Consider the following 19,592-nt stretch of genomic DNA (forward strand, 5'->3'; position numbering starts at 1 on the left):
GGAGGATCAATCATGACCTTGCATCTCAAAAGCATTACCCTGCCAATGGCCAAGGATGAAGCATTGAAAATGAGTTCGGCTCAGGCGCAGATTGAGTTCTGCAACGTGACCAAGATGTATGGGGCGGTCGCTGCGGTCAAGGATTTGTCACTTGAGGTTCGTTGCGGCGAGTTTTTGACTATTCTAGGGCCAAGCGGTTCGGGGAAGACCACTGCGTTGATGCTGCTCGCCGGATTCGTAGAGCCTACTGAAGGAGACATCCTGATTGGTGGGAAGTCGGTCGCCTCGGTGCCGTCCTACCGGCGCGACCAGGGCATCGTCTTTCAGAGCTATGCACTGTTTCCGCACCTCACAGTGCGCCGGAATCTGCAATTCCCACTCGAAATGCGCGGCGTCAGGGCCGCCGAGAGGGCAACGCATGTCGATCGAATGCTTGAGCGCGTCCACCTTAAGGATTATGGCGGCCGGATGCCATCGCAACTAAGCGGGGGCCAGCAGCAGCGCGTAGCGCTTGCGCGAGCGCTGATAGCCGATCCGCCGATCCTCCTGCTCGACGAGCCACTGGGCGCCCTTGACCGCAATCTTCGTGAGCAGATGCAGGGCGAGATCAAGAGCCTGCACCGAGAGTTTGCCAAAACCACTGTATGCGTCACGCACGACCAGGAGGAGGCGCTGACGCTGTCGGACCGCATCGTCGTCATGCGCGACGGTCGAATCGAGCAAACCGGTGCACCAGAGGCTCTCTATGACCGGCCTGCGACGCAGTTCGTGGCGAATTTTCTGGGCGAGGCCAACATCCTCGAAAATTGCGGATTCAAAGTTGAATCCGATGCCGTGCCGCCCTCGGGTGCCGTTGCGATGCTTCGGCCAGAACGCATCTGCGTCGCCGGTCGCGCGGCTCCAACGCGAGCCGACTCTGACCAAAGACAATCTATCGCCGGCACTGTCGCAGACATGATTTATGCCGGCCCGTTGCGGAAATACTATGTGCGCGCCGGGAACAGTGTGCTGATTGTGCGCGAACACGTTGGCGCCGGCCAACAGATCTTTCGAGCTGGCGATGAGGTACGCCTCGACTGGTTGCGCTCAGACGTTCGCTTTGTCAGTGCGTGAGGCGCCGAAAGGGGGAATCGGGATGAAGACGTTTCAGAAACTGGGCCGAATGCCCTTAATGCTCACTGGCCCCGCCCTCGCCGTGCTGCTCGTCGTATTCGGCATTCCGATCATCCTGCTCTTCCTGACCAGCCTCAAAGCGCCGGCCTTCTCGCTCACCAACTACCAGTCGTTTTTCAGCCAGCCGGCGAATGTCCGTGTGCTCTACCAGACACTCGAGATCAGCGGGTTAGCCACGGCTATCTGCCTCCTCGTCGGCTACCCTACGGCCTATCTGATCGTGGCGGCATCGAAGAGGCTGCGCATGGCTCTCATCCTGGTCGTCGTCATCCCCTACCTGACCAGTCTGCTAGCGCGCACCTATGCCTGGATCGTGATCCTCGGCGACAATGGCTTGATCAACAACCTGCTGCTCGAACTTGGACTGATCTCGAGTCCTCTCCAACTCATCTATAACCGCTTAGCCTTGTACATCGGTATGGTACACATCATGCTGCCGATGATGATCCTGGCGCTGGTTAGCGTCATGATGGGTATCGATAAGTCCCTCATGGCGGCCGCCCGCAGCATGGGGGCGCGGCCGTTCACCGCCTTCTGGCTGGTATTCTTCCCGCTCAGCATGCCGGGCGTGCGCAGCGGCTGTCTGTTGGTCTTTGTGATCTGCCTCGGCTTCTACATCACGCCCGCAGCCCTTGGCGGGTTGGGCGACGCCATGCTCTCCACCTTCATCGCGTCGCAGGTCCATACTTTCTTTGACATGGGGCGTGTCGCCGCATCGGCCTTTATCCTCCTGGCGGTCGCTATCATCGTTCTCTCCACGTTTGGGCTTGATCTTTCTGGTACACAGGGACGAGCGGCGCAACCTGCGCGGAAGTCTTGGGCCAATCGACTGCCGGTTTTCGGCGGGTTTAAACGCCATCTAGACGAGATTTTTACTCCCCGTCGGGCGAAACGTTGGACGATGCATCTCTACCAAGCCGCCGGTAAAAGCAATTGGTCGAAGATGGTCGGCATTATATTCCTAGTGTTGGTTGTTTTCTACTTGCTGGTTCCAGAACTGCTCGTCGTCATCATGTCGTTCAGCGCGGGACAGTTTTTGCAATTTCCCCCCCCAGGCCTTTCACTGCAGTGGTATCGCGCGTTCTTCAGCGATCCCTCCTGGTATGGCGCCGCCTGGACCAGCATCCAGATAGGCATTGTGACTACTATCCTATCCACCATCCTCGGCACGCTTGCGGCTTACGGCCTCAATCGCAGTCTTCCGCGGCCGCGCACTTTCTTGACTATGGTGATCCTGACGCCGATCACATTTCCGGTCATCGTCGTGGGAATAGCGACCTATCTCGGGCTGCTCAAACTCGGGCTGCTCGGCTCGATGATCGGCATTGTCTTTGCGCATACCATCGGCGCCATCGGTTATGTCGTCGTGATCGTGTCCGCCACGCTGGCGAATTTCGATCCCGCGCTGGAACGGGCTGCCATGAGCATGCGGGCAAATCCTTTGCGGACTTTCATTAGGGTAACGTTGCCTTTGATCAGGCCTGGTATTATTGGTGGCGCCGTGTTCGCGTTCCTCGCCTCTTTCGATGAGGTAGTCGTCACATCGCTGGTAGCTGGGTTCTCGATCCGCACGCTGCCATTGAAGATGTGGGAGAATATTCGCAACCAGATCGATCCTACAATTGCCGCTGTGTCGTCGCTACTGATCCTCATCCCGGTACTCTGTCTAATCGTCCTCTACGTCGCGGGGTGGCGATCGACGCCTAGCCTTCAGCGCGCGGGTCCAGCAGCTGCAGCTTGAGATAGCGCCTTCAGTGTCAGAGGTGGGTAGACTGTAGCGTGAAGCCGCTCCTGAGGCTCTGTCGCAATTCCGGGATGTGGACGGGAAGAGCGTCGCCTGGGAGCATCGGCCAGGCGGTGAGCATTTCGAATTGCTCGGCAATTTGAACATTGAGCGCTCCCCGAAAATCGAAGAGCTGTCATGCCGCAGTCGAGTTACCGAAAAGTTTGCGACACATCCTTGCGTCGTAGTGTCGCCCACGCGATGCGCGCCAGCTTCGCGGCGAGCGCCACGACGGTCACATTGCGATGGGCCCGCGCTAGAAGACCGCAGCCATTGGCCGAGCGGCGTCGCGCTCCTGGCCAGTGATGGCAGCCCGCGCGCCGTGGATGAACTGCGTGCGCAGATATTTGTTGCCGCGCTTGGTGATGCCCAGCAACTTCGGTCTGCCGCCAGTGCTCACCTGTCTGGGCACCAGTCCGAGCCAAGCGGCAAGGTCACGACCCCGACCGAAGGCGCTGCCATCGCCGATCGCCGCCGTGAGCGCGGTGGCGTTGAGCACGCCGATGCCGGGGATGGCAATCAGGCGCCGGGCCGCTTCGTGCGCGCGGACATGATCCTTCAATATCCTTGAATTCGGCGTTCAGCGCCTCGATTCGTTGATCGAGTTCCCGCCATTCGTTACGCATCTCGATGACCGGCGCGCGCATCCGACTGGTAATTTCCAGATCGTCCGCGGCGAGCATTTCGTCGAGTGCTCGGTCGAGCCGTTGCGGCCCCTTGGCGATGACATGGCCGCGCTCCAGCAGGATCGCCCGCAATTGGTTGATCAGCGTCTTGCGCGCGTTCACCAGTCCGACCGCACCCGGTGCAGTGTCTGCAGGTCGAGCTGGTCCTAGCTTTTCAACTCCACGAACCGCATCGTCGGGCGCGATGCCGCCTCGGCGATCGCCTCCGCGTCCCGATCATCGTTCTTCTGAGCCTTCACGTGGGCCGCACATACTCTGGTGACATCAGCCGGATCTCGTGGCCCTGCGCCTGGAGAATGCGTCCGAGATGGTGCGCACCGCAGCACGCCTCCATCGCCATCACGCAACGCGGCAGTCCCGACGCATACTGCACGATCGTCTGATGACGCATGCGTCGGCGCAGCACGACAGCGCCGGTCTCGTCGACGCCAACCACGCTGCACAGGTTTCTTGCCCAGATCGATTCCGAGGATAGCAATGTTCATGGCTCGCTCCTTTCTGCTCCACAACTGGCATCCTAGCCGATGCTTCTCAGGAGGGGCGGGCCATTCCATAAAACGCTGCTGGCCAGCGAGCAAGATCGTCCCGACATCAGCAACGCGCGGCAGGAGTGACAGGCCAAGCGCCGGCCGCGGATGCGGCTTGAGCCGCACCGGCTGGTGTTCATTGACGAAAACCGGAACCACTACGAAGATGACGCGCCTGCGCGGCCGCTGCCTGAAAGGCCAACGGCTGCGCTCAAAGGCACCGTTCGGACATTGGAAGACGCAGACCTTCATCGCCGGGCTGCGCTGCCGTGCGTTCAATGCCACTCGTCTGCGAAAAACGCAAGAAAGCGTTGCTGCTGATGGCATCCGGAATGAGCTGCGATCCGGCGGCTCGACGAGCATGGCCTGTTCAGTCAAATAAAACTCGGTCTCGGCCAGGTATCTCAGCCACCCTGCGGTTAGTTGATCCATTAATCCGGACGGGAACTGGGAAAAGACCGCCAAAACCTGCAATCGGACACCTTATCGGCGATAGAACTATCCCGGCTTGTGATCTTGAAAACGATGCCCCGCAGAACGAACCGATGCTGCAGGGCATTATGCCAGCGAACCAGTATGTACTCCTTCGTGTCGTTGAGCAGGGAACGAATAAGCCCGTCCCGTAAAGCCTAACGTGCACGGTGCCGCAGGTGAGTACCTTGCTCTGGCAAATGGAAACTGCAACCCGCGATGGTTCAAGAACTACAACACCGGGCAATTGGAAAGGCCTGCATCTGTCGACCTACATCTCAGGACAAACGACGATCGAATTGCCTGGAGATCAAGAGGGGATTTGAAGTCAAGCAGATCCGAAGAAAGTTTCGCATCAATCGAGAAACTGAGTTTATTGCCGTTGAGCTCGAGAAGGTGCTTCATTGGCGTGAAGAGGGCTGGGTCGCGGCCGATTCCCATGTGCATTTCCTCGCGCCGGCAACAGCCATGCTGGAGGCGCCGGAGGGGCGTAAACGTCATCAATCTTCTCGCCACCCAGCTGGGAGAGATGATGACCAATGTCGGGGATTTTGACAGCAGGACAACGTTTGGAAGCACAGCTGCCGGCGGCGGCGGCGAGTTCCTTGTTCGCGTCGGCTCGACTATCTGAATTCCAGATGGCCGCAATATCGAAATTATGCTTTTCAGCCGGGTGTGACGGCGCTTTCATTCCACCACGAAAAAATAACAAAGGGGAGCAATGACATGTTTAAGAATCCAGTGTCACGACGCAAATTGCTGAAAGATGCAGCGGCGGCTACGGCCATAGGTACTCTCGGCTCGTTGGTGGCAAACAGGGCGTATGCCGCCGACACAATCACGGCCACTGAATGGGGCGGAAGTTACATCGATAACATCCAGAAAATCGCGGCCAAACAGTCTGATGTCAAGATTAACTGGCAACTGTATTCCGGCGGGGCTGCACTTATTCTGCCAAAGATCAAGGCTACATGGCCGACCCCTGGCATAGACCTTGTTGCGGGGTGGGATCTTTCGATGCAAGCAATCGCCCGGGAAGGCTGGGCAGAGCCGGTCACGGAGGAGAAAGTGCCGAATTTGGCCGATATCCCGAAAAAGCTGCTGATCAAGGATGGTGCGGGGAACATCATAAACATACCCCGCACTATATCGTCGATCTTCTGGTTTTATCGGGAAGATAATACTCCATTTGAGATTACCAAGATTGATGACCTCTTGGACCCTCGGCTGGCAGGGAAAGTTTGTTTTCCGGCGCCGAATAACAACTCCAATCTGCAGATGGTTGCGCTCGCGCTTCACAAAGGTGGTGACGAGCGGAACATGGAGCCGGCTTGGGACTTTGTGAAAGAACTGGCGCGCAGCGGAAATATCGGCCGCGTGGCTACCGACGATAGTGATATCACGAATTCCATCACCTCCGGCGAAACTTGCATAACCTTTATGAGCGGTACCAGCGCGATCGAGATAGGGCGCGCCTTCAAGATCAAATACCTAGCCAAAATGGATCCGGAGTCAGGATTCCGGACGTTCCTCTACCAGGAGGGATGGTGCATACTCAAAGGAGAGCGTGCTGATGCGGCGTTCAAATTCGCAAACTTTGCGATCAATGCAGAAAACAACGAGGATTTCAACCGCAGCATTTCGGGCATCCCTGTAAATATAAAAGCGACCACGTCGAACGAAGTGAGGCCTATGTTTTTCAACAGCGAGGAAATGGACCGGTATACCTACATTCCAGACTGGACTTATGTTTCCGAGCAGGCCGATGCGTGGATGAAGCGATGGGAGCAGGAGGTCATGCCGCTTCTTTAATCTGAAACGCGCTGCCCGAAATGAAACCAAAGCCGGAGAGAGTGGATGAGGAGTACAAGAGCCCAAATGCTACTGCTATTCCCCGCAGTGGCATCAATGCTCCTATTCCTTGTGCTGCCGATGTTGGCGGTGTTTGATCAGAGCTTTCGCCTCTTCGAGCCAGGTCGGATTGGCTCGAAGGAGGGAGCTCCGCTTACCGTGGAGAACTATACGCAGCTCTTTCTCCCGGTCTATGCGCGGTACTTTATTCAGACTTATCTCCTGGCCTTCTGCGCGGCAGCCCTCGCCACTCTCATTGCCTTTCCGATTGCATATTGCGTTGCCAGGCGTGCATCGCCGCGAGTCAGAAAGGCGGCAATTTCAGCCCTCATCGGCCTCTTGTTCCTCAGCGCCCTGGTTCGTGTTTATTCAATTGATTTGACCTTCGGCTCCGTCGGGATATTCGCGCGGATCATGTCCGCCGCAGGGATAAGTACCAATAGCTATCTGTACATTGATTTCGTGGTCATCGCGGGGTTGCTCCAATACGCAATACCAACGTCGATCCTGGTTTTGATCGGGGCCATACAAAGTCTCAACCCGCGCCTCGCAGAAGCGGCTCAGTCCCTTGGCGCATCGGCAGCCAAGACTCATATCACGATAACGTTGCCATTGTGCATCCGCGGACTTGTCTCTGCGTTTCTGGTATCGATGACGATTGGCGTGAGCGCCTTCGTTGTCCCGTTGATCCTGGGCCGAGGGCGCGTGCTATTTATATCAAATCTTATCTACAGCCGCTTCGGCGAAGTTGCGAATTACCCGAGTGGAGCGGCAATCTCGATTATTATGTTGGTTCTTTCTTTGCTCCTGATTTTTGTCTTGTCCAGAATCGCCACATCATTTGACCGGCAGTGAAAAAATGCTCAGCAAGAGAAATGCAGATGCTCTGCTCGTTTTTTGTGTAATGGCGATTATCGGGATAACAGCAATATTCCTCCTGTTCCCCGTGATTGTTACCGTGTCCATGGCATTCGACGGGCGCGATTTTATGGGCCAATTTCCTCCTCCGAGCCTGTCGATGAAATGGTTTGACCGGCTTTTTAATAATAATGGTTACTTGTGGTCCGGGTTCCAGACCAGCTTGCTGCTGGCAATTGCGACGACGGTCCTTGCGACGGCGATTGGCGCATCGGCGGCGGTGGCGATCAGCCGAATGTCCCCGCGATCGCGTGACGTAGCAACCACCATATTCTTGTCACCTCTTGTGATACCAGGGGTGATTATCGGGTTCGGCTTACTCCTGTTCTTTTCTGTTTTTGACCTCCTTCCGACCTTTTCTAGACTGCTTGTCGGGCACTTGATTATTGCATTGCCATACACCATAAGAATGTCATTGATTGGACTTACTGGCATAAGCGAAACGCTGGGCGAGGCGGCGTTGAGCCTCGGCGCTAACGCGCGACAGGCATTCTTCACGATTACCTTGCCTCTCGCCAAGAGTAGCATTTCCGCTGGCGCGATTTTTGCATTTGCCTTCTCTATGGATGACGTCGCGATAAGTATATTTTTGTGTGACTACAGTACTTACACGTTACCCGTTGCATTAATCAGTTTAATGAGGTCCAAGTTGGATCTCACGATTGCGGCGGCCGCAGTCCTCTTAATGGTCCTGACCCTAGCTTTACTTATAGTTCTTGACCGCGTAATCGGCCTTGAGCGAGCAATCGGTCAAGGCATCTATAAGGCTTGATTAAATGAATGTTCTGGAACTGAAAGACGTCTCCAAAAGGTACGGCCAATTCACTGCCGTCGATGCCGTGTCATTGAAGATCGAGAAGGGAAAGGTGCTTTCGCTTCTGGGGCCGAGCGGCTGCGGCAAGACAACTACTCTCCGCATCATTGCAGGTTTCACGTCGCCTGACCGCGGGACCGTGGAAATCTCCGGCGATAATGTTGGCCACTTGAAGCCCTATGAACGCAACGTCGGACTGCTATTCCAAGATTACGCGCTGTTCCCTCACATGACCGTGGCTCAGAATGTCGCCTACGGAATGCGGTATCGAGGAACGCCGAAATCCGAAATACCCTCTCGTGTCGAACAGATGATGTCGCTTGTTCAATTGGGCGGCATGGAGGCCAGATATCCGAGCCAGCTAAGCGGCGGACAGCAGCAGCGCGTCGCGCTTGCGCGAGCGCTTGCAACAGACCCCCAGATTGTTCTTTTGGACGAGCCTTTATCTGCACTTGACGCGAAGCTTCGCCTAGAACTGCGCATTGAGTTGAAGGAGATCCTTCGGTCGGTCGGCGCAACCACCATCGTTGTCACCCACGATCAGGAGGAAGCTCTAAGCTTGGGCGACGAAGTCGTTGTCATGCGGGGGGGGAAAATCGTTCAGCGTGGATCGCCGACGCAGATATACGCGGAGCCCACTGACAAATTCGTCGCCGAGTTCGTCGGGAGGTCCAACTGGTTTCATGGATCAAGGCGCGGCAGATCGAGCGAGGGCGTCAGCATCTATGTCACAAGCGAAGGAATTGAGATCCACGCAAGAACTCCGCCATCCAATCAATACGACCATGCTGATCTATGTGTCAGACCGGAAAACATAACGCTCACGGGCGGGGCGGCGAGTGAAGTAGCTCAAGACGCAGAATGCAATGTCCTGATGGGTGTTGTGCTCGACGTGGCACCGCTGGGCGCGGACATGCATGTGGTCGTCGATCTTCCAGGGAGGGGCAGATTGCTGGCAGTCCGCAAGAATGTCGGGAAAACTCCGGGATTTGTAGCGGGGCAACCCGTTCACGCCCATTTTTCAGCGTCAGATGTGCTCTTGTTTCAGGCTGGAGGGCATATGTGAAGGTGGAGGAAGGTCGGTTGCAACTGAGATTGGATTTTTTTTGTCGCGGGCACATGCTCCGGCATGCGGCTTGCGCGAGGGATCATGTCTTTGCTCGCAGTTAACGCATCCAGGCGAGCAATCAAGGAGATAATTTCTAATGAAAATAACTCGCATATCAGTTTTTGGGATATTGACGCCTTGTCCACCGTACAGCCTATCACGTGGTCGCACATGGACATCTATCGACAGCACTATTGTAGCAATCGAGACTGACGCCGCGATCGTCGGATGGGGCGAAGTCGAAACGATGGGAGGGAACTATCTGCCGGCGTTCGCAAAGGGCGCCATAGCGGCCATTGCCGAATTAGCTCCTCACCTCATTGGAGAAAATCCGCTCCAGACCGATCGAATCAACTATCTGATGGACCATTTCTTGTACGGCCACCCATACGGTAAATCGCCAATCGACATGGCTTGTTGGGATATTCTCGGCAAAGCAACTGGAATGCCGCTGTGCGATCTTCTCGGCGGAAGGTTCGAAGGTGGATTAGATCTTATGTGCGACCCCCAGGGGTCAATTGAAGAGTTGTTGGCAGAGACCGCGGCTTTCCGTGAGAAGGGATACCGTCGTATGTCATTAAAGTTGGGCGGCGATGTCGCGCACGATGTGTCAAAAATGCGGGCAATCTTTGAACATGCCCGACCGGGTGAGGAATACTACGCCGACTGCAACCGCGGGTGGACACGGGATCAAGCCCTTCGCGTAATGCGACAAATTCGCGATCTTGACGTCTATATAGAGCAGCCTTGTTCTTCATACGAGGACTGCCTCGCGGTGAGACATCGGACGGATCATCCAATGATCCTCGACGAAATCGTTGACTCGCCTGAGATGGTGATGCGGATTATCGCAGATAGTGCCGCAGACTTAATCAATATCAAGATCTCGAGAGTGGGTGGTCTGACAAAGGCCCGCCGCGCGCGTGACATGTGTGTGACGGCAGGGATTCCAATGACCATTCAGGATGTGGGGGGAACGGGGATAGTTCAGGGAGCTATTTACGGTTTGGCTCAGTCCACCCCGAAGGAGCTGCGCCATTCTGTTTACGATCCGTTATCACGTGGCCTTAACGACGCATTTACGGATGCACCATTCCGGATGCAGGGGGGCGTAGGAGTGGTGGAAGCCTCGGATCGGCCCGGACTTGGCCAAGAACCCTTACCCGGCAGCCTCGGCGATCCAATAGCTATGTACGGCGGCAGGGATTGATGGTGAGGTCATCCTTGACCTTTTGGCCGGCTCGATACAGCAATGGTGATTTGGAGCCTGAACCCGTGAATTGCTGCTGCAAGTATGGCTGGTGTCTCCCGCCCACGCTTGTCGGGACGTCATCTTAACTAAACGCTTATAACTGTGAGCGCCTGAATAGGGTGGCAAAACACCTATCCTCAGCGGAACTGGGGACACAGCGGGCCAGCAGCGAGAAATGCCGACGCAAGCGTGTTCGACTTTAAGAGGCAACCGTCCGGTGAGTCGTACGCCTCCGGCTAAGGCCGCCTTGCGCGAGCATGGCACGGTAGCGAAGCTGCGCTCTTAAGGTCGCCCTTACGAGCGTAGTTAGCAGCACAGCATGAGCCATGTGACGTTATTGACCGGGCCTGAGCGTCGTCGTTGGCGTGAAAAGGATGAGTGCCGGATACTGGCCGCGGCATTGGCGCCCGGGTCCACGGTGGCGGCGGTAGCGCGTCAGTACGATGTCGCGACCAGCCTGATCTATAAGTGGCGCCGCACGCTGAGAGCCCGCGAGACGGGCTTTGCCGAAGTTGTCGTGGTTCCCGATGAGCCTGTCGCCGTTTCGGTGCCGGCGGCGCCCCCAGCGGTGATCGAGCTGGAGATCGCCGGCAAGGTGCGGCTGCGGATTCCGCTGACCACGCCGCCGACACTGGCGGCGGCGATGGTGAAGGCGCTGGGCGTTTGATGATCCCGTTCCCGAGGCAGGTGCGGATCTGGTTGGCGGTCGGCCGGACCGATATGCGTCGCGGATGCAAGGCCTCGCTCTGCAGGTTCAGGAGACGTTGGGTCGGGATCCGCATGCCGGCGATCTTTATGTCTTCCGCGGCCGCAGCGGCAATCTGATCAAGATTATCTGGCATGATGGGCTCGGCATGTCGCTGTATGCAAAACGGCTCGAGAAGGGCCGGTTTCTATGGCCGTCGCCGGCGGACGGCACGGTTTCCATATCACCGGCGCAGCTCGCCTACAGGCTCGACGGGATCGATTGGCGCAACCCGCGCCACACGTTCAGACCGCAGCGCGCGGGCTGAGTTTTTCTTTGAGTTTGCGCCATTTTCCGCGAGTCAGCGGACGCGTTTTATGATTCACTCCAGGACATGGTTGCCGCCGCCCTGGATGCTGTTCCGGACGATATCGGCGCACTGAGAGCAGCGCTGACCGCGGCGCTGGCCAGGGCCGAAGACGAGGCTGCGCGCGCTGCGCTGGTCGAGGCCGAACTGGCGGCCGCCAGGGCCAAGGCATCGGATGATGCGGCGCTGATCGCACATCAGGATCTGACGATCCGCAAGCTGCAGCGGGCGATGCATGGTCAGAGTTCTGAACGCTCAGCCCGCCTGCACGACCAGATGGAGCTCACCTTCGAAGAAATTGAGAGCACGGCGACGGAAGACGAGATCGCCGCCGAACAGGCAGCGGCCCGGACCACCGAGGTGGCACCTTATGTGTGCAAGCGACCGACGCGCCAGCCATTTCCCGAGCATCTGCCGCGCGAACGCGTGGTCGAGCCGGCGCCGACCGCTTGCCACTGCTGCGGCGGTCATCGGCTGCGCAAGCTGGGTGAGGATATCACCGAGACGCTGGAGGTGGTGCCGCGGCAATGGAAGGTGATCCAGCACGGTGAGTCCGACACATCATCGCTGGATCCAATAGAGATGCCGAAGGCGATGTCGCGCAAGCGGATTATGCCGCGGCGGACGGCCATGTTTGCGGGAGAGATGACGATTCGCGACAGGTAAGCGGCGAATGTGCGCCGCTGGAGACGCGGTCGCGTTCGGGACGGGTCAATCTGGTCGAGCGCCGTGATCTCGGCGAAGGTGAGAACCCTGTCGGGCGCGGCGTCTCGCTTGGCGAGGCCCGCCGCCACAGTGACGAAGAATATGCGCCAGCTGATTACCGAGCTGAGGGCAATGGGCTTCGTGGGCCTCTCTGCGGTCTCGAGCCTCGCCTCCTCGGCAGGGCAGGCGGGACTTAGTGACCTTGTGGTACAGCTCCGCGTTCCAGCGCCGGCCGTACCAGCCGAGCTTCTGGACCGCCCCGGAAAGATCGTCGATCGCAAGCGGCTACTAGCTTCCAGTCGATCGGCTCCGAGCGGCGGATCCCCTTTCAGCGGTTGGATGTAAGTCAGAACCTGCGGACTGTAGCGGTTCTGCTTGCCCACGGGCGGCAAGTATTGGGGGCGGTAAACTTTACCTACAGCCAAGTCGTCTCGTCCTGATCGAACCTTAATGCGATGATGTCTCGCCCAAGGCTCCGCCGGTTGGCGAAAACGCGACCAACAGGGTCATATGCCAGCCTGTTCGTCTGAATACACAGGTGGAAGGGAGCTGGTGCCAGGTCCTGCGCGGTGCAATAGAGCTTCTGTAGAGGGCCCTTACTCGTCAAGTCCCTTCGAGTGATCATCACGCGGCTGGGATCATGCTTCTGTCCGTGCTCAGCACCAAGACTGCCACATCATGCCATCATGATTTGCCGAAGCCGTCGCAAGCATGTCATGGTCCTCGATGAGATCGCGAATGCGCGCCTCGAAACGCCCCCGGCTCACCTCGCCAACCTTGAGCCCGTAACCACGTAGGATTCTGCGTATGCTGAGTTCGACGTCGAGCAGCTTGGCCTGCAACAGCTTGCGGCCGACTAGTAGGGCCCGCACGTCCCGGGGCATCTGCAGATTTGGCGTGCGTAGGACAGTACCAGCCCATGCGCAGCAACTGGGCGATCCCGCGAGCATGCTTGCGACCTTCACCGGCATTGCCGACAGTGCCGTCTTCACATGCCGTGTCTCCAGCAACACCACCTCAAAGTCGGCGTTGACCAGACCCTGGCGCAACCACTGCGACAATGGGCCGGCCTCAAGACCGACGCGGATGACGGGCAATCCCAGATCGGCAAAATGCTACAACAGCAACTCAGGCTCACCTTCGACTCTCGCACGATCTTGCCCGATGAATCCACCACGCAAACGCTGCCCAGTTTTACATCAATCCCTGCATAATTAGTTTATGGTTGTCCCTCGTTCGATGCTTGGGCCGAGACAATCGGACCCCATTCAGCATCATCACTCTGAGGGACAGCCACCTGGCTATGCGAGGAGCGCCGGCCATTATGGCATCTAGCAGGCTGTTGAAAAAGGCACTCGCCACCGGATCACAGCGGTGATTCACTGGCTCCGAAGGGATTCAGAGGTGACGAGTGCGCGGCGGCGACGATCGAACTGGCGAACTGTTCAGCTACGTGGACCTTGAAGTCCGGGTTCGGCGCAATCATCCATTGCGGGCGATCCGGACGATCGTGAATGAAACCCTGTCGGCGCTGGAGCGTGAGTTCGCGGCGCTGTATTCGCCGATCGGACGGCCATCGATCCCGTCGGAGAAGCTGTTGCGGGCGATGCTTTTGCAGGCGTTCAATTCGGTCCGCTCGGAGAGCGACATCGCGGCGAAGTTCCTGGCGGCCGTGCTGGCCCAGCCCAAGGTCAAGAAGCTCCTGTCCACGGATCACTTCTCGGTCGACGGCACGCTGATCGGGGCCTGGGCTTCGATGAAGAGCGTCAAGCCGAAGGACGGCTCGGGCGAAGCATCGAAGGATGGCTCGGGCGAGCCGCCGGCAGGCGCAATACGGACGCAGACTTTCATGACCAGAAGCGGTCGAACGATACGCATGCCTCGACCACCGATCCTGACGCCAGGCTCTACCGCAAGGGTAAAGGCAAGGACACGAAGCTTTGCTTCATCGGGCATGGGCTGATGGAGAACCGCCACGGCCTGCTGGTCGATGCTTGCCTGACGCTGGCCGACGGACATGCCGAACGGGTGGCGGCCCTGCACATGATCGAGCCGCGCGCCGACCGTCCGCAAACAATCACGCTCGGCGCCGACAAGGCCTACGATGCGCAGGACTTCATCAACGAGTTGCGATCGATGAAGGTGACGCCGCACGTGGCGCAGAACACCAACGGCCGTCGTTCGGCGATCGACGGGCGCACGACGCGGCACGGCGGCTATGCCGTCAGCCAGCGCACCGCAAGCGCATCGAGGAGGCGTTCGGATGGATCAAGACGGTTGCCGGGCAAGAGAAGACGAAGTTGCGCGGCCGCGACCACGTCGGATGGGCATTCACCTTCAGCGCCGCCGCCTACGATCTGGTACGGCTACCGAAGCTGCTAGCGGTGTCGACGTGACCGCCCCCGCGGGCTGCCAACTGATCGGCCGCTGGCGGATCATCGAAGCCGATCTGTGGGATCGCGGCTATCTGAACCTCGGTGGACCCGCAACCATCACCATCGGACCCGACAACAACGGCGAGATCGCCTTTGGCGCCCTGCAAGCCGGCCTCGATCTGAGCTACAGCCCTTCGATAGTTCACTTCACATGGGGCGGATTTGACGAGATGGACGAAGTCACAGGCGATGGCCATGCCAAATTGCTCGACGACGGCTCAATCGAGATCACATTCGCCCACCACAATGGCGACGAGGCCATTCTCAAGGCAATACGTCAGACTTCTTCAACAGCCTGCTAGCCCGTCTTATGCACGACGATGGGGCTTTGAGGCTGGCGGATGTAGCTTAAGCGATTGATTGGCGTAGGATTCGGTTGCTTAGGTGTGAGCTTTCAGGAGGTTGTCCATTCGGACCGGACCGAGGAGACTGGAGTTACCAGGCTTCAGCATCCATCGGAGGGTCCGAATGAACATCCACAAGAATGCCCGTCTCACGCCGCTACGTCGAGAGGAGATGGCGCTGTCGGTGATAGAAGGCGGTTTTTCCAAAGCCCATGCGGCGCGCGTCTATGGCGTGTCGGCCAAGATCGTGGCGCGCTGGGTCGAGCGTTATAAGGCCGAGGGGCGGGCCGGTATGGTCGACCGTTCCTCGCGGCCTGCCCATATGCCACAGGTCACCGGCGCGTCGATTGCCAAGCGCATCGCAGCCTTGCGCCGCCAGCGGCTGACCGGCAAGCATATCGCCATGGAGGTCGGTGTCTCGCCCGCCACCGTTAGCCGGGTTCTCAAGCGTGCCGGGCTGTCACGGCTAAGGGATATCGAGCCGGCCGAACCGATCCGACGCTACGAGCGCGAGCATCCCGGCGAGATGATCCATATCGACATCAAGAAGCTCGGCCGCTTCAGCCAGGTCGGCCATCGCATCACCGGCGATCCTCAAAAAGGCAAGTCGCGCGGCGCCGGCTGGGAGTTCGTCCATGTCTGCATCGACGATGCTTCCCGCATCGCCTTCTCGCAAATTCTGGCCGACGAGAAGAAGGAGAGCGCCATCGCCTTCCTCAAGGCAGCGGTGGCCTACTATGCCAGCCTCGGCGTCGCGATAGCGCGTGTCATGACCGACAACGGCTCCTGCTACAGATCCAAGGCCTTCGCCAAGGCCTGCCGCGATCTCGGCCTCAAGCATGTCAGGACAAGACCCTATACGCCCAAGACCAATGGCAAGGCCGAGCCGCTTCATCCAGACGGCGCTGCGCGAATGGGCTTATGCCGTCGCCTATCCGACTTCAAATCACCGTGCCGCCGAACTGCCAATCTGGCTACACAGATACAATTGGCATCGCCCGCATGGCAGCCTAAAGTCCAAACCACCTATCAGTCGCCTCGATCTAAACCGGGACAACCTGTTGAGGCTCCACACTTAGGCCAACCCTTCCACCGCATCTCGCGAGCCACACCCGCCATGACCGAGGATACGTTGCTGCCGCTGTCTTTTCCAGCCGTCGGACGCAAGAAGGTCACAGCTGCGTTTGACGGCGGACGCATCACCTCGGATGGCGGCGTCATGCTTTTGGCCGCGGCCGAGCGACGCCTGCAACTGGCGACAGGCTGGCCGCTGCGATCCACGATCCGCGCGATCCAGCGCGCGTGACGCACGCTATGGCCGACATCCTGCGTGCCCGCATCTTTGCCATCGCCTGCGGCTACGAGGATGCCAACGATCTCGACCGGCTGCGCACCGATCCGGCCTTCAAGCTCGCCTGCGGGCGGCTGCCCGACAGCGGGATTGATCTGTGCTCGCAGCCGACCTGTTCGCGGCTGGAGAACCTGCCCGACCTCAGGACCGTCATCCGGCTCGGCTGGGTGCTGGTCGATCTGTGGCTGTCGAGCTATGCCGCGCCGCCGAAAAGCGTCACGCTCGACATCGATGATACGCTGGATGTCGTTCACGGCCATCAGCAGCTCTCGCTCTTCAACGCCCACTACGACGAGCGTTGCTTCCTGCCGATCCACATCTACGACGCCGCGACAGGACGTCCGGTCGCGATGATCCTGCGTCCTGGCAAGACCCCGACGGGCAAGGAGATCCGCGACCATCTGCGCCGTCTCGTGCGCCGCATCCGCGCGCGCTGGCCGACCACCCGCATCCTGATCCGTGGCGACAGCCATTACGGCCGGGCGCAAGTCATGGCCTGGTGCGAGAACAATGCGATCGACTACCTCTTCGGCCTACCCGGCAACAAGGTTCTGCAGCGGCTCGTCGACGAGAGCGCCGACGACATCCGCACCCGCCGCGCGCTCGAGCGCAAGTCTGTGCTGCGCGGCTATGCCGAGACCCGCTACAAAAAGTCCTGGAAGGCCGAACGCCGCACCTGCGCTCGCATCGAGGCAACCACCCTCGGCCTCGACATCCGCTTCGTCGTCACCAATCTCGACAAAGGCTCCGCCGAGCACATCTACGACGTGATCTACTGCGCCCGCGGCCAGGCCGAAAACCTGATACGCTGCGGCTCAGGCTGCTCAAGCTCGGCGCCCGCGTCATCGAAACCGTCTCGCGCATCCGCCTGGCCTTCGCCGCCGCCTGTCCCGAGGCAAGTCTGTTCCGGGCGATCGCCAGGCAATCTGCTACCGGCAGGACCATGACCGCCGGGGCAGCGGGCCCCGCCGAACCACACAGCTTCCACCCTCCAGCGCGTTCACAAGTCCAGACACAGCCGCGGTGAAAAAGACGCCGAGCCGCCCACCTGTCCGCCGCTCAGCGGCAAACAAACCCAGATCCGTCATGAATAAGACGGGCTAGTAGATATTGCTCTCCCGTTCACCCGCATGCACGCAGTACTCGGGCGCCAACGAGCGCCCGTTCTACATATTCGCGCGCCAATTGCCGCTTCCGACCGCCGTGCCGAACGACGTTTTCTTGATCTTCCTACGGCGCAGACTCTGACCTTCGCGTCGACTTGTGAATCGTATTAGAAACGGAAATGGCAGCGGTTAAGCGGCCGTCCACCTTTCGACGCGAGCGCATCCCAAGAGGCTACGCCTCCTGTCATCTGAAAACGCGATGGTACCATTCGCGACTCTATGTTGGCGCATCCAACGCCAAGTGGCGCATAGTTCACGCGCGTTCCATCTACATCAGTCCCGCGGCGCAGAGTTAATTTGAGGCACTTTCTATGACGACCATGGGGATCCGGACAGGTCTGATACAGGACGACTTCGTCTATTTTGGTGAACCGAAGCGACCGGGTTCACATAAATCCGCTTTTTTTGAACTGTCATTGTTGCTCTGGGAGGGACAACACGGAATGCCAAACCCCGTCCATTCTGACTCCCAGGGTCGCGCTGTCGCAAGACATGGCAGCGCGATGGAGCTTTCTGGCGTCGGTGACGGACCCCCCACTCTGGAGCCATTCCGCGCAATCTTACCCTTCCTCGACTGCGACACAGGGCTCTTTCCGTTCCGGGCATCGCAATCTCTGAACACTCCCGTATCATTGAGCAAGGTGCGGAAACCTTCTGCAACTTGGCCCGCCTCTTCTTCGTCAAAATAAGGGAACCGTATGCGCGGCTATTCGGTTTTCTCCATCCTACGCAATGGCCTTGCTGGCGACAGGTGCTGGCGGCGCGCCTGGCGCTCTCCCGATCCGAAGCCGGCCTATGATGTTATCATTGTAGGCGGCGGCGGGCACGGCCTCGCGGCTGCATTCTACCTCGCCGAGAACCACGGCATACGCAACGTCGCCGTGCTAGAGAAGGGCTACGTCGGCGGCGGCAATGTCGGCCGCAACACCACTGTCATTCGCTCTAACTACCTGCTCGACGGCAACACCCAGTTCTACGAGTTCTCGATGAAGCTCTGGGAAGGCATGTCGCAGGCGCTGAATTTCAATGTCATGTTCTCGCAGCGCGGCATGCTCATCACGGCCCATTCGGCCGACCAGCTCGATGGCTTCGGCCACCGCGCCAATATCATGCGGCTGAACGGCATCGACGCCGACATTCTCGACCGCGACGAGGTGCGGCGGCTCGTCCCCTACCTCGATTTTTCTGAAACGGCGCGTTCTCCGATCCATGGCGCGATCTTGCAGGGCCGCGCCGGCACGGCACGTCATGACGCGGTGGCCTGGGGCTACGCGCGCGCCGCCGACGCCCATGGCGTCGACATCATCCAGGGCTGCGAGGTGACGGGTTTCGTCCGTGACGGCGAGCGCATCGTCGGCGTGGAGACCACGAAGGGCCGGATTGGGGCCGGGAAAGTAGGGCTTGCGGTGGCGGGTCACACATCGGTCCTCGGCCGGAAGGCCGGCCTCGACCTGCCGATCGAGAGCCATGTCCTGCAGGCTTTCGTGACGGAGCCGATCAAGCCCCTTGTCCACCAGATCGTCGCCCACGGCACCGAGCATTTCTACGTCAGCCAGTCCGACAAGGGTGGCCTGGTCTTCGGCGGCGGTCTCGACGGCTATAATTCTTATGCTCAGCGCGGCAATCTCGGGATGGTCCGCGAAGTCGCGGAGGCGGCAGTCGCGCTAATGCCCTGCATTTCTCGCCTGCGCATTTTGCGCCACTGGGGCGGGGTGATGGACATGACGCCGGACGCCAGCCCCATCATCTGCCCAACGCCAGTCGACGGGCTCTACCTAAACGGTGGCTGGTGCTATGGCGGCTTCAAGGCCACGCCGGCCTCAGGATGGTGCTTCGCGCATACCATCGCCACCGGAAAGGCGCATCCGCTCAGCGCCGGCTACAGCCTGGACCGTTTCCGCACCGGCCGCGCGATCGACGAGGCCGGCGTCGGGCCGTTCGCCTGGCTGCAATAAC

The 19,592-nt window shown here is 59.0% G+C and carries 11 protein-coding genes and 7 pseudogenes; 16 read left to right on the forward strand and 2 right to left on the reverse strand.

Going from position 1 to position 19,592, the window contains the following annotated elements; genetic code table 11:
• Positions 1-45 precede the first annotated feature (45 nt).
• Positions 46-1,113 (forward strand): ABC transporter ATP-binding protein, encoded by a 1,068-nt coding sequence (locus NLY36_RS21050; RefSeq protein WP_502882040.1) that lies wholly within the window; start codon positions 46-48, stop codon positions 1,111-1,113.
• Between the two features lie 22 nt (positions 1,114-1,135).
• On the forward strand, positions 1,136-2,914 hold the full coding sequence (locus tag NLY36_RS21055; RefSeq protein ID WP_023737220.1) for an ABC transporter permease subunit: 1,779 nt from the start codon (positions 1,136-1,138) through the stop codon (positions 2,912-2,914).
• Positions 2,915-3,108: 194 nt separating this feature from the next.
• Here NLY36_RS21055 and NLY36_RS21060 read toward each other — a convergent pair.
• Positions 3,109-4,127: pseudogene (locus tag NLY36_RS21060) on the reverse strand (IS110 family RNA-guided transposase).
• A 48-nt stretch (positions 4,128-4,175) separates the two neighbouring features.
• On the opposite strand from NLY36_RS21060, the pseudogene NLY36_RS31790 reads away from it, so the two are divergent.
• The 9 genes and pseudogenes from NLY36_RS31790 to NLY36_RS21105 form a co-directional block, all read left to right on the forward strand.
• Positions 4,176-4,434 (forward strand): annotated as a pseudogene (locus NLY36_RS31790) (IS630 family transposase); the annotation flags it as partial.
• A 932-nt stretch (positions 4,435-5,366) separates the two neighbouring features.
• Positions 5,367-6,452 carry an ABC transporter substrate-binding protein gene (locus tag NLY36_RS21070; protein WP_023737227.1) on the forward strand — a complete coding sequence of 362 codons (1,086 nt, stop codon included), beginning with the start codon at positions 5,367-5,369 and terminating at the stop codon, positions 6,450-6,452.
• 66 nt (positions 6,453-6,518) lie between these two features.
• The gene (locus NLY36_RS21075) at positions 6,519-7,346 is read left to right on the forward strand and encodes an ABC transporter permease (protein WP_023737228.1); all 828 of its coding nucleotides are present in this window, start codon (positions 6,519-6,521) and stop codon (positions 7,344-7,346) included.
• Positions 7,333-8,181, forward strand: coding sequence for an ABC transporter permease (locus tag NLY36_RS21080; protein ID WP_245260345.1), 849 nt, complete (start codon positions 7,333-7,335; stop codon positions 8,179-8,181). The genes NLY36_RS21075 and NLY36_RS21080 overlap by 14 nt, the downstream gene beginning before the upstream one ends.
• Positions 8,182-8,185: 4 nt before the next feature.
• A complete protein-coding gene (locus tag NLY36_RS21085) occupies positions 8,186-9,289 on the forward strand; it encodes an ABC transporter ATP-binding protein (RefSeq protein ID WP_023737230.1) in 1,104 nt (367 codons plus the stop codon).
• A gap of 139 nt (positions 9,290-9,428) precedes the next feature.
• The gene (locus NLY36_RS21090) at positions 9,429-10,541 is read left to right on the forward strand and encodes a mandelate racemase/muconate lactonizing enzyme family protein (protein ID WP_031249504.1); all 1,113 of its coding nucleotides are present in this window, start codon (positions 9,429-9,431) and stop codon (positions 10,539-10,541) included.
• A 361-nt stretch (positions 10,542-10,902) separates the two neighbouring features.
• Complete coding sequence (gene tnpA / locus NLY36_RS21095) at positions 10,903-11,250, forward strand: IS66-like element accessory protein TnpA (RefSeq protein ID WP_031249506.1); 348 nt, start codon at positions 10,903-10,905, stop codon at positions 11,248-11,250.
• A 64-nt stretch (positions 11,251-11,314) separates the two neighbouring features.
• Positions 11,315-11,596, forward strand: coding sequence for an IS66 family insertion sequence element accessory protein TnpB (gene tnpB / locus NLY36_RS21100; protein ID WP_023737233.1), 282 nt, complete (start codon positions 11,315-11,317; stop codon positions 11,594-11,596).
• Between the two features lie 66 nt (positions 11,597-11,662).
• Positions 11,663-12,178 (forward strand): annotated as a pseudogene (locus NLY36_RS21105) (IS66 family transposase); the annotation flags it as partial.
• Between the two features lie 869 nt (positions 12,179-13,047).
• Here NLY36_RS21105 and NLY36_RS21110 read toward each other — a convergent pair.
• Positions 13,048-13,544, reverse strand: a pseudogene (locus NLY36_RS21110) (transposase); the annotation flags it as partial.
• Between the two features lie 207 nt (positions 13,545-13,751).
• Here NLY36_RS21110 and NLY36_RS21115 point away from each other — a divergent pair.
• The 5 genes and pseudogenes from NLY36_RS21115 (at position 13,752) to NLY36_RS21135 (ending at position 19,591) form a co-directional block, all read left to right on the forward strand.
• A pseudogene (locus tag NLY36_RS21115) lies at positions 13,752-14,736 on the forward strand (IS5 family transposase).
• Positions 14,733-15,077: a hypothetical protein gene (locus NLY36_RS21120; protein WP_023737241.1), complete on the forward strand. Its 345-nt coding sequence runs from the start codon at positions 14,733-14,735 to the stop codon at positions 15,075-15,077. The pseudogene NLY36_RS21115 and the gene NLY36_RS21120 overlap by 4 nt, the downstream one beginning before the upstream one ends.
• A 166-nt stretch (positions 15,078-15,243) precedes the next feature.
• Positions 15,244-16,198: pseudogene (locus NLY36_RS21125) on the forward strand (IS481 family transposase).
• 38 nt (positions 16,199-16,236) lie between these two features.
• A pseudogene (locus tag NLY36_RS21130) lies at positions 16,237-17,417 on the forward strand (IS1380 family transposase).
• Between the two features lie 917 nt (positions 17,418-18,334).
• On the forward strand, positions 18,335-19,591 hold the full coding sequence (locus tag NLY36_RS21135) for a sarcosine oxidase subunit beta family protein (RefSeq protein ID WP_023737304.1): 1,257 nt from the start codon (positions 18,335-18,337) through the stop codon (positions 19,589-19,591).
• The last annotated feature ends 1 nt before the right edge of the window (position 19,592 follow it).

It is taken from the genome of Mesorhizobium sp. C399B (assembly GCF_030323185.1).
Taxonomy (GTDB): domain Bacteria; phylum Pseudomonadota; class Alphaproteobacteria; order Rhizobiales; family Rhizobiaceae; genus Mesorhizobium.